This window comes from Cyanobacteria bacterium GSL.Bin1 (assembly GCA_009909085.1).
GTDB lineage: Bacteria > Cyanobacteriota > Cyanobacteriia > Cyanobacteriales > Rubidibacteraceae > Halothece.
Genome location: JAAANX010000101.1, coordinates 1 through 12,032, shown reverse-complemented (window position 1 = coordinate 12,032; position 12,032 = coordinate 1). Strand labels below are relative to the sequence as shown.

At 43.7% G+C, this 12,032-nt stretch carries 9 protein-coding genes; 4 read left to right on the top strand and 5 right to left on the bottom strand.

The window, feature by feature from the left end; all coding sequences use genetic code 11:
- Positions 1-305: 305 nt before the first annotated feature.
- From cobO to GVY04_13885, 3 genes are read right to left on the bottom strand one after another with little or no spacing between them, the layout of a single operon-like run.
- Positions 306-938, bottom strand: coding sequence for a cob(I)yrinic acid a,c-diamide adenosyltransferase (gene cobO / locus GVY04_13895; GenBank protein NBD17186.1), 633 nt, complete (start codon positions 936-938; stop codon positions 306-308).
- A 27-nt stretch (positions 939-965) separates the two neighbouring features.
- Complete coding sequence (locus GVY04_13890; GenBank protein ID NBD17185.1) at positions 966-1,757, bottom strand: DUF4230 domain-containing protein; 792 nt, start codon at positions 1,755-1,757, stop codon at positions 966-968.
- Between the two features lie 4 nt (positions 1,758-1,761).
- Positions 1,762-2,811, bottom strand: coding sequence for an NADP(H)-dependent aldo-keto reductase (locus GVY04_13885; protein ID NBD17184.1), 1,050 nt, complete (start codon positions 2,809-2,811; stop codon positions 1,762-1,764).
- A 706-nt stretch (positions 2,812-3,517) separates the two neighbouring features.
- On the opposite strand from GVY04_13885, the gene GVY04_13880 reads away from it, so the two are divergent.
- The 4 genes from GVY04_13880 to GVY04_13865 all read left to right on the top strand — a co-directional run bounded on the left by GVY04_13880 (position 3,518) and on the right by GVY04_13865 (position 9,314).
- On the top strand, positions 3,518-4,036 hold the full coding sequence (locus tag GVY04_13880) for a hypothetical protein (protein ID NBD17183.1): 519 nt from the start codon (positions 3,518-3,520) through the stop codon (positions 4,034-4,036).
- Positions 4,037-4,690: 654 nt separating this feature from the next.
- A complete protein-coding gene (locus tag GVY04_13875; protein NBD17182.1) occupies positions 4,691-7,171 on the top strand; it encodes an alpha/beta fold hydrolase in 2,481 nt (826 codons plus the stop codon).
- A gap of 206 nt (positions 7,172-7,377) precedes the next feature.
- A complete protein-coding gene (locus tag GVY04_13870; protein ID NBD17181.1) occupies positions 7,378-8,907 on the top strand; it encodes a peptidase S10 in 1,530 nt (509 codons plus the stop codon).
- Between the two features lie 236 nt (positions 8,908-9,143).
- Entirely contained in the window at positions 9,144-9,314 is a 171-nt protein-coding gene (locus GVY04_13865; protein ID NBD17180.1) for a hypothetical protein, read from the top strand.
- A 366-nt stretch (positions 9,315-9,680) separates the two neighbouring features.
- Here the strand turns inward: GVY04_13865 and GVY04_13860 are convergent, their stop codons facing one another.
- Positions 9,681-9,812 (bottom strand): helix-turn-helix domain-containing protein, encoded by a 132-nt coding sequence (locus GVY04_13860; protein ID NBD17179.1) that lies wholly within the window; start codon positions 9,810-9,812, stop codon positions 9,681-9,683.
- 188 nt (positions 9,813-10,000) lie between these two features.
- On the bottom strand, positions 10,001-11,932 hold the full coding sequence (locus GVY04_13855) for a methyltransferase domain-containing protein (protein ID NBD17178.1): 1,932 nt from the start codon (positions 11,930-11,932) through the stop codon (positions 10,001-10,003).
- Positions 11,933-12,032 lie beyond the last annotated feature (100 nt).

Sequence of the window (12,032 nt, the reverse complement as noted above, 5' to 3'; positions counted from 1 at the left end):
CCAGCAAACTGGGTGCAACCCAGAATCCAGAGGTGGTTTCTAAATCTAGCAATCCTGCTCTAGCAGCATCTTTGAGAATGCCGAGAAGACCAATAATTTTTAAGCCCCGTTTTTTTCCTAGAGTAATCCAAGAAAATGATCATCCAGTAGCTATAGGCTGCTTAGGGAAATTTCAAGACATTATGGATGGTTTATTTGTTGCAGCACTCTAATAGTCTAACTTATGAGTTTGATACGGCTAGACGCAAACATACTCTCATCGATCAATATAGCGATCCTATTTAAGATCGCTTTTTCGATGCAGTTTAAAATTCAATGCCAGGTTGGGCTTTTACCCCTTGTTCTCGAAAGGGATGCTTAATCAGTTTCATTTCTGTGACTAAGTCGGCGGCTTCAATTAATTCTGTGGGCGCACCGCGACCGGTTAAAATGACGTGAGAGTCTTCTGGTTTTCCGGCTAAGCCTTCGATCACTGCTGCGACATCAAGATAGCCCAGTTTGAGAGCAACATTAATTTCGTCTAATAAAACCACGCGATAATTCGGATCATGGATATAACTTAAGCTTTTTTCCCACGCCGCTTGTGCTTTTTCTGTATCGCGATCGCGATCTTGGGTTTCCCAAGTGAAGCCTTCTCCCATGGCGTGGAAAACCAGTTGCTCTTGCCACTGGGCAAAGACTCTTTTTTCTGCCGGTTCCCACGCCCCTTTAATAAACTGAACGATCGCGACATTGAAACCATGACCCAGAGACCGCACCACCATCCCTAGGGCGGCACTGGTTTTTCCTTTTCCCGGTCCCGTATTCACAACGATTAAACCTTTTTCGTTGGTTCGCGCTTTGAGTCGTTCGGCTTGCACTTGTTTGCGCCGTTGCATTTTTTGCTTGTACGCTTCCGAAGAAAGTTGGGTTTCGCTTGCTGTTTCTGAATTTGCCATTATTAGTTTTCGTTTATTAAAGTATTGCTATTTTACCGCGCACTGAGAAGCTGGAGAAACCTCAGAAACCACTTTCACATTCGTGTAACCACTGGCAGTTAACAATTCTTTGATGGTGAGTTGAGCGCGATCGCGCGCTTGCTCTAAAATTCCTTCTTGACAAGCTGCCGTAACGACTTTATCTAAGGTTTTTTGTTGCGCTAAGGTTTGCAATTGCGGGGCAACATCAGGACCTAAATTCAAGAAGCCGCGATCATAGTCATAGACCTGTGATTCAGTGACATCGAGTTTTTGGTCTAAAATCTCAGCCGAGGGGATTTTAACCACAACACTATTTGTTGCGTCATTGAGGATTACATCTTCAACGGTGATCGCGTTCAAATCAACACCAGCGCGAACTTCCCCTTGGGCAATATAGAGTAAGCGGGTGGTTCCGAGAGTCATATTCCCGAATTTCCGGTCTTGTTCGGTGGGAACAATCGCTTCCATGGTGAAAACTGCAGTGGTGAGTTCACTGACCCCTTGAATTTGGTTCACCACCATGCTGGGGACCGCAACTTGCGGTGTGGCGGGAGGGGCAGTGAAGAAGTTTTCCACTACACTAAAAAAGCTACTTCCCGCACGCCAAACACCAACAAGAATCAGCAATATCATCAGCGTAATGCCGCCAGTGGTCATCAGCAAGAAGGCTTTGAGAAAAGAAAAGGAAGGGCGAGAGGACGTAACCGGCGGGGCAGGTTGGGGATAAGTAGGAGGTAAAGGTTGTTCAGTGCTATAGGGGTTCCTCTCTACAGCAGAGGTTTCTGAGGTGGATTGCATGAGATTAAGGGCAAGGATTGGGGGTTTCTTGATGGACCGCTTCAATATCTTTTAAAGCTTCTTCTGTTAATTTTAAGTGCATTGCCCCAATATTGGTTTTCAGTTGTTCCATGCTGGTCGCACCAATAATATTAGCGGTGAGAAACGGTTGTTGATTGACAAACGCGATCGCCATTTGTGCTGGATCTAAATTGTGGCGTTTGGCCACTTCTAAATAAGCTTTGGTTGCACTTTCGGCGCGAGGATTATTATAGCGAGAGGAACGAGAATCTAAGCTGCGCCGGCTGCCAGGGGGAATCTTGCCACCCAAATATTTTCCAGTTAAGGTTCCCGCACCCAGTGGGGAGTAAGCGAGTAAGCGACAATTTTCACGCACGGCAATTTCCGATAAGCCCACTTCAAATTTCCGGTTCAGTAAGTTATAAGCATTTTGAATGCTAACCATGCGCGGGAGACTATATTTTTCCGCAAGTCGCAGATAGGTCATCACTCCCCACGGACTTTCGTTGGATAGGCCAATGGTGCGAATTTTTCCCGCTTTGATGAATTCATCTAAAACAGTGAGCACTTCGTGCATTTTTTCCTCCTCATGGGGAGGTAATTCGTCCGCAGCATAGGCAAAGCCCAGTTTCCCGAAGCGATTGGTAGGACGATCGGGCCAGTGCAGTTGATAGAGGTCAATATAATCGGTTTTGAGGCGTTTCAGGCTGTTTTCCAGGGCTTCGGTAATATTGGGGCGGTCTAATTGATTCTTACCCCCGCGAATCCAGTCCATTGTCGTTTTACCGGCGACCTTAGTGGCGAGAATGACGCGATCGCGCTGTTTACGACTTTGAAACCATTCCCCAATAATTTCTTCGGTACGTCCATAGGTTGCTGCTTTTGGCGGAACCGCATACATTTCTGCCGTATCAAAAAAATTAATCCCTTGTTCCAGGGCATAATCCATCTGTTCAAACCCTTCTTCTTGGGTATTTTGTTCCCCCCAAGTCATGGTTCCCAGACAGATCAGACTGACTTGCAAATGACTATTGCCAAGTTGACGATATTCCATAGGATCAATAACGAATTGCTTTATGCTCTTTTTACCCTATCACCTTAATTTTTTTTGCCAGCGAAACTCAAAAGGTTTCTGTTGGGCTGCCCAAAAAAGGTCCAAGTCAAGATGATGAATCAGCAGATTTACTATTTTGGGGCTAGTACTGCCGTGAGATTACTTGTTTTTATAGAGTAGAGGTGACTGATTAACTTCCGGACTCAAAACGGAAAAGGAGCAAAGCTGTGAGAAAAGCAATCTACTTAGAGTAATCCAAGAAAATGATCATCCAGTAGCTATAGGCTGCTTAGGGAAATTTCAAGACATTATGGATGGTTTATTTGTTGCAGCACTCTTAAATCCTTTAAGCAGTTAGTCATATCAATAATTTTCTTTTCCGCGAAAATAATCAACCTTCACTATTGACCCAATCATGAAAAAGCATTGTTTTAATTCACAACAGGAACTTAACCAGTATGTGGGAACGCAGCTATTCCAAGAACTGAATCATTATCCCTCGGCGATGCATCTATTCCCCACTGGAAACACATTTATCCAGCCTTACCAAGTGCTAATCGAACTGCTGCAATCATCAAGAGGCACTAACGCCGAGTGTAGAAGCGCTCCAAGAATGGATTAACCAGAAGACCCCTCATCTTCATAGTGATGAAACCCCTTGGCCAGTAAAAGGAACCGTAGCGATTCACGTTCCTTTGCCAATTATATGGAACCTGTCATCAAAGCCTTAGAAGGAAGGGGTTTTCAACGAAAAAATCACCTCTTTCCCTATTCTGCCTATCCGTCTTCCCATTGCTTTTCCCCTTACGAACAGTTAGATGCCTTTGATTCCTTACTCAGCAAGTTTCAATGCACCTCTGCTTTTTTAGGATTAGGTCCCAAACAGTCACCACACATTGCTTTTGCTAACCCTGGTTATACCAATTTCTTTCGAGCAGATTGGCGTGAAATTAGCGCTTTTGTGGCACCACTTGATTCTGCAACTCGAATCGCGAATCGTCAAGACCAAGGAATGTCAAACGGAACTGTCCCGGAGTGGGCTTGCACCATTTCTCCAGGCACTCTTCTTCATTGCAAACCCCTATCAGTGTACTTGGTTGCTTACGGGAGTGAAAAGGATTTATCTGAAATTAACTACACCTCTGATGTGAACCACCATCCTGCTGCCGTGTTACCATACTTGGAGGAAGCAGGATCGAAAGTGGAAGTGGTGACTTGTGTTTAACGTACAAGTAACTTAAAGCAATTGACCTGAAATTTAACAATGCCTTAAGCCGATAGTACAATTAACAATTAGAGGACAAGCCCAGAATTTTATTCTAAGGAGTTAGCGACAATGCGATACCTCTTCATTTCACTCCTTACAGTTGCCATAGCCCTGGTACTGCTTTTTATTCTTCAGAATCCTCGTTTAACTACCGTTTCCTTTTTCTCGGCCAGTCTCACTCTCCCTCTTTCCTTTTTAGTCTTATTTACTTACATTTGGGGCATCCTCACCGGAGGTGTTGTAGTTTCACTCGTGCGTATTTTGATTCATGGTGCTGCTCAAAACCAAAAGTAGAAAGAAATACTGGAAAAATTGCCAAAGGGTTAGCAATGCCTTGAATCACTTTGGAATGTTTTGGCGAGTTGGCTCTAATTAACTCTCTTTATAGGATTGAGCAATATCTAATAAATATAATTCTGCCCCCCAGAGTTGCCACTTTGATCGAGAAATAAAATTTTCATGCTTTTGTCAAATCTAGTTGCAAAGCGCCAGGTCAAACGCATCCTCAAAATGCCAAAATTAAGGGACATAGAGGAATGAATTGGCAAGATAATGGTAACAGTAACCAAATATTTATCCAACTTCTTGTGCAGACTTACGTCCTTTGGGCTCATAACAATGGTTGGGATTGTAACGGAATGTATAACGGCTCGACCCAGCTTGAGTGCTGAAACAGTCCGTTTTTCAGTTTTAGGTCCGCTTACGTTTTCTTTTTCCCTGGATGCCCTGAAAGTCTATGCTGAAACCGGAGAACTTACCGGCGACCTGAAAATCTTAGCTCGCTTCGTTGATGACGAGATGATGGCTAACTTACGACAAGGGCTGCAACGGCCTCTCGCCTTAGATGCCGTGCAGGCTTATAAACTGACCCACTCTCCCCTGGGTCGAGATGTGTTAGAGGAAGTGGGAAAAGTGATCCGCTATACTCCCCATCGCAATGGCTTTTATGGACTCAGAGCTGCAATTGTGGGCGCTGCTGACCAAGCCAATGCAGAGGGTTGGACGATACTTGATGCGATCGAGGAATTTCCGACCCGTCGAATTGAAATTGATGTTCAAGATCTGCTCCAACTCAAACAGTTATTAAACGTTTACCTAGCTTATAATCAGTCCAGCGTTGCCGCAATTGAGAAGAACGCGCAAGCCGAAGCACTGCCTTGGGCCGACTTTGACTTCAGCCAATTGCCAGATTTGAGTCAACCCGGCGAGTATGACATTCGAGAGGAAACAATTACGGTCACCAATCCGGCGCTACGTCAAACCGATCAGGGTTTATCCGTGAATTATGAGTTTCCCGTGGATGTTTACCTTCCTCAAAACTTAGGTGATCCAGCGCCAGTGGTTATTATTTCTCATGGATTTGGGGCAGTCAAAGAAAATTTTGTCTATATCGCTGAACATTTAGCTTCCCATGGGTTTGCGGTATTTGTTCCCGATCATATTGGCAGTAACCTTTCCTATCGTGAAACTTATCTCTCGGGTCGCCTTAGTACCCTCTTGAGTCCAGTGGAATTTCTTAATCGTCCCCAAGAGATCTCGTTTTTAATTGATCAATTAGAGGCTGCAGACGGAAAGTGGTCCGATTTGCTGAATTTGGAGCAGATTGGCGTGATGGGCGATTCTCTGGGCGCAACAACCGTTTTGTCTCTAGCTGGCGCGGAAATCAATTATGCTCGCCTTGTCACAACCTGTCATCAGGATAATGTGATTTTAAATTTTGCCCTATATCTGCAGTGTCGCGGTCAACATTTACCACCGGAAAATTTTAATTTAGGGGACTCGCGAATTAAAGCGGCTTTAGCCGCTCATCCTCTTAGCAGTGGGATTTTTGGACCCGAAGGCATGAGTCAAATTAAGATTCCGTTATTGATGACAGCCGGGAGTCACGATTTGGTCGCGCCGACGGTAACTGAGCAGATTCACCCTTTTGTTTGGCTACAGTCAGATCCGAAATATTTAGCGTTATTTGATCCGGGTACGCATTTTATTACCAGTGAACAGAGTCCAGAAGGCATTGAAGCCATTCCTCCCTTTTTAATTGGTCAGCACCAAGCATTTGGACGAGAATACTTTAAAGTCTTGAATGTTGCCTTCTTTAAAGCTCATTTGCGCGATCGCGACGCTGGCAAAGCCAATCGCGACGATCAATTTCTCCCGTATTTAAGTGCTGGTTATGCCCAAGTCTTGAGTGAGGACAAACCCCTCAACTTATCAATTATTCAGTCTCTTTCTCCTGAAGCTCTCGAAACCGCTTACGGTAAGAAATTGCCGATTCCGGTAATTCCCGATCCGGTGGAAGCCACTGTTGCCAACCGCCAAGAAACGATTATTGATGAAATTCAACGCACTAAAGTGCTAACAGTGGCAATGCGTCGTGATGTCCCCTTGTTCGGTTACATTAACCGCCAAAAGCAGTGGAGGGGTTACTGCACCGATTTAGCGGTTGCCTTACAAAACCATCTCAGCAGTCAAATCGGTGCTAATCTCAGAATCGAGTTAGCGGAGTTACCTTCAACCTTGGATAACCGCTTTTCCCTGGTTCAAAACGGGACGGTTCATCTCGAATGCGGTCCCAACACCATCCGTCAAGATATTGAAGGGATTACCTTCTCCAATCCAATTTTGACTACAGGCACTCGTTTATTCAGCCAGCGCGATCGCGCAGATGAAATCAATCCCAGTTTCACTCTGGAAAATCTCCAAATCGGGGTTTTAGAGAAAACCACGACGGCGGAATTTATGGAAAATACTTATCCGCAAGCCAATTTAGTCTACTTTAAAGGAGTCCAAGGACAAACTGAGGCAATCAATGCCGTTGTGGAAGGAGAGATTGATGCCTTTGCTAATGATAGTCTGCTCACCCTCGGAGAAATTGTCCAACAGGATTTATCGATTCAAGATTATCAGTTGCAACCGAAACAACCTCTGACTTGTGATTTCTACGGATTGATTTTGCCCAATGATGACCCCCAGTGGCTGGCAACGATCAACAGATTTATCTCTGAGCCATCAGTACGGCAGGTGAGGGAAGAGTGGTTCCAGGAGGCAATTCCCATTGCATTCAATGATCTTGAGTATTGTCTCAATCGCTAAATTATATCACTTAATTTTTGTTGCGTTTTTAACATGAATCCTTGATGGAAATAATCAGATTTCTGGGAAAAACATCTCTTAATTTCTCAGTTCCTGTGGAGTAAAAGACCTCAAAAAAGGTCAAAATCGGTTAGTTGTTAGCTCATCTCTTATGATGGGAGTGAATTTTGTTGATTAACTGAACCAAGCTGTACCTTCAATTGATTATGACTGATTCATCGTCTTCTCAACCGGATAACAAAGATTACCAACCGCCTGCGGGGGCTGTCAGCGAGCAAGTCTTTCAAGACGCAAGCGGTGCCGAAATTCCTTACACAGTCCGAGCCGAATGGACGGTCTTGCGCAAGCGTGATCAACCGATTGCAGAAGTTTTCCATGTTGCCTATCTTGCCCGTAATGCCAAGCCACAAGAGCGACCCCTAACTTTTGCTTTTAATGGGGGACCGGGTGCGGCAGCAGCCTTCTTGCACTTGGGCGCGATCGGACCTTGGCGGGCAGCGTTTAACGATGATGGTTCTCCACCGGCGCCACCGGCGAAATTGGTGGAAAACCCTGAGAGTTGGCTTCCTTTTACGGATTTGGTATTTGTTGATCCGGTTGGAACGGGCTTTAGCCGTACCATTGATCAGCAAGACCAAGGGACAAGTAAGGACAAATCACCTGAGAAGAGTACGAGTCAATCCGACAGCGACAGTGAAAATAAGGAATTCTACGCCCTCCAACGTGATTTAGACTCGCTTGCTGAGATGATGCAACGCTTCCTCTCTCAAAATAATCGTTGGCAGAGTCCAATCTTCATTGTTGGCGAAAGTTATGGTGGATTTCGGGTTGCTAGACTGACAAAGCTCCTTCAAGAAAGCTATGGAATTGGTCTCAATGGGGCAATCCTGGTTTCACCGGCGCTAGAATTCCAAAGTTTGGATCCCTCGGATTATGATTTACTCGCTTGGCTCGATACATTTCCTGCTATGGCAGCAGCAGCCGCTTTCCATAAGGTCAGTCGCAAGTTTGCTGCCGATACACCACGGGATGAGGTCATTTCAGAAGCGGTACAGTTTGCCAACAATGACTTGGTGCGTTTACTGATTCAAGGAACAGCGATGCCAGAAGCCGAACGCAAGTCTTTGTTACAAGTAATGGCAGATATGTTAGGGTTGCCTCCTGATTTAATCTCAACCGCCCAAGGACGCATTACTCAGTCCGTGTTTGTCCGTCATTTATTGCGCGATCGCCGCCAAGTCTGCGGACTTTACGATGCAACTATCACTGCAACCGACCCCTATCCGGATCGAGAATGCTTTGAAGGACCTGACCCGACTTTATTTGGGATCCAACGCATCTTTAATGGAGCCGCGAATAGTCTCCTACGGGAAATTTTAGGTGTGAAAACAGAGCGTCCTTACTATCTTCTGAGCCTTGATATCAATCGCACTTGGAAGGTAGACTCGGAGCGCCACGCTCTCGAAAGTCAAATTGGTGCAACTGACGAATTACGCTACGGTCTGGCTCTTAACCCCCATCTAAAGGTGTATATTGCTCACGGTTATTACGATTTAGTCACTCCCTTTCAGGCTTCTAATCGCATTGTTCAACACATGAAACTCAACCAACAGATGGCAGCTAACTTGCAAGTTCGTCATTACGGTGGAGGTCATATGTTCTACATTTGGTCTAATTCGCGTACTGAATTTGCACAGGACATGCAAAAATTCTACACAGCAGCTATTTCTGATTAGCCGTCAAGGCCTTCAGGAAGAGAACTGCGCTTCTCTGCTATTTAAGTAATATTTTTTAAGTGATTTAAGTCATAACTGTAACCAAAAAACTGTAGTAATATCGGAAGAGACTTGACTAAGATAATGATCACAATCAATATTTAAATATATTCACTTTAAAACTAAAAAGTGGGAGAGTTTCTGATCGCAAATTTAACGATAGTCTCCTGATTTGAACCATAAGAGCTGACAGTATTATGACTGAACCAAACTTACAAGAATGGGAAAGCGAGTTCTTAAACGGTGACTGGGTAGATGAGTTAATTGAATTAGCTAACCTACTCAATGCAGTTAGTGTCATTAACCAACGATATATTGGCCTTTCTACTCCCTACTTATCGTTGAGGCTCAAAAGTAAATCTAGGTAATATCCCTCTATCAAGAAACATCATTTGTTACTGGGGTTGAGCCACTAATTCAAAACCTAAATCAAGTGCCTTTTTCTTGAGATTATTAACTATTCGTTCTCGATATTGTTGTTCGGAATAATCAGCACCTGGGTCAGTATAAGCTTCTCTGGTCGTCCACAAGCGATCAAACGTTTTTGCTAGTTGATGAGCCGTAGCCGTTCAATCGTCATTTCCAGCAATTCTGCAGCCTTCGACTCTGATATTTTCTCTTGTTCTAGTGCTTGCCAAACTAAGCTGGAATAGCGCTGATTGAGGGGAAAATCTTCTGCTTGTAGTTTCAGTTCCAGTTCAATGTCCTGAGTTAAAGTTTGTCCCGTTTGCTTTTTATAAGGTTTTTGCTTCTTCGTAGTTATTAATCGCTTGGCGATTTATACCGACTTGTTCGGCTAACTGTTCTTGGGACAGGCATTGTCCTTTACGATATCGGATTAAGTTTTGTGCAATGACATCTTTCATGGGCAAGTAGCAACCACTCAGGCTTTTACATTTTAGCCCCTGTTACTATTTTATGTAAAAGCTATTTTACATTTTGTTCCCCAATCTTTACATGGGTGCAAAGCGACTGGGTAAAAAGAGTAGCCATCAACACTTACACAGGATGAAACGCCATCGCGCAACTGGTAATGCAGAAGCAATAGATTAATTTAAAAGCCAATACTTGCATCAGGGTTTTCCTGCTGACCTTGTTTAATTGCCCAAATATAATGCCATTTATAAATTTCGACACTTTGGACAATGGCAAAGCCAAGTTGAGTTAGACCACTAGCAAACTGATCACGATCATTTGTTTGTGCAGGATGGTAAATCAGTAATTGTCCTCCAGGTTTTAAGGTGCGATAGGCTTCTAGGATATAGTCCTTGAGATTGGTTCCCATTAAAGATAGGCTAAATACTGCTGCATCTAAGGTATTGTCATCAAGGGGAGTGTCTAACATATCGCAAGCATAAACACTGGGATTAATGGCAATGTGATCATAAGAATTAACGGTGTGAATATCTTTGAGAGCTTCTGCTAATTTTGCCTGTCCACATCCAAAATCACCAACTACCGAGCCTCTTGGTAGATTAACCTTTAGATGTTTAATGCACTCTTCACGAGGATTAACTTGCCAATTTGCTTCAAGTTCATCCATGCGAGTATGATAAAAACACCATTCTTCAGGGTTGTTTCTCAAGCGATTGTGAGTTGTGCTAGAGTATGTGTTATTCCATCGTGCATTCAGGGTGGCAAAATCCCCATAAGAAGCATAACGCCGTGAGGTTTCAGCTTCGCTTGTTTCATCTAAGGGAACTCGAATCTCTTTCCGTTCAATTTCATTCAGCCCTTGTTGTTCAATACGTCGCAACCAGCCCATCCAATATTGAGTCGCTTTGGCTGCTGTAAAAGGAGTAGCATCAATTGGATAAATTTTTGGAACTCGTGATTGCTGGTGCTTTGGTATCATCCGAAAGCCCATTGTGGTAAATTTTTGATAGAGCTTCATGCAGTTAGGAACTGTCGCTTTTGTGCCTATATCATCCTGAGTTTTACTACTCACTAATTCAACCAGCGATTTGCCTTCTTGAAGGTTATTTATAATGGGAGTTGCAGACATTCCAAGCACACGAGGCTTTGGTCTATCTTTGGGAACATCGGTAATAAGTCCATTTAGAAGACGACGACGTTGTGATTCTTCATCAGCTTCTCGTTGCTTAACTTGGTGCAGTTCATCAATGACAATAAAATCGATGGGATGATTCTGGATAAAATTCTTAATGGCACTGAGATAACGATTTTGAAACATTTCATGATTAATCACTAAATAACAGGGGAAATCATTCTTATTCCACCTTGGATGCCAATCTTTTGTGACAACATTTGAGTTGGGAAAAGCCTTTTTAATCGTTTCCTCCCAACCTCCAACAGTAGAGTTTGGACAAGCAATAACTGTCAGTTTTGCACCAATCACACGACTGGCCAAAACCGCAGATAGGGTTTTTCCTGTACCTGTACCACTAAGATTAAGGACACGACCTTCCTTCAACACTCGGTATGCAATTAAACGTTGCATCAGTTTGGGATAGCGAAAAATTCCAGAATTATCTGTTGTAAAAGAATAGCCTTCGGGAAGGGGTAATTGCTTGCAACGAGTATGTTCTTCGATAAAGATATCTCGTACTGCTTCACTATAGACATTTCCCTGGTGTTGTTGAGCTTCAGAAATTGCAGCTTCTTCATCGATAAAACAACGTTCCCAAAGTTTTGCTTTGGCTTTAGCAACTAGGAAATAAATTGCTTCTTGATCACTGGAACTGTTGATCAAAATATCAGTTGTTGTTGATAGGGATTTTAAAGCATCTCCTACACTTGATGAAGGTAAACTTGGTTCAACCTCTTCTTGGTAATCTTCATCAGAAGGATTATCAGCTTTAGATTTATGGTCGCTTTTCTTCAAAGGTTTATTAACTTTTTTCAAGGCTTCCTCGACTGATTTATTCTCTGGGTCAAGCAAAGCCTCGGTTAACTCAGAAGGTTGATCATTAATCCATTTATCAATTTCCTCACGAGGAAGATTTCCCGATTCAATGACCCCCACCTACTTCGTGAGGTGGGGGATTGGGGAGAGATAACCTCCCCGTAGCTGCGAATAGAGCCATGAGCGGTTAGCGAGTAAACACTTCCAGATGTTTCTCTAG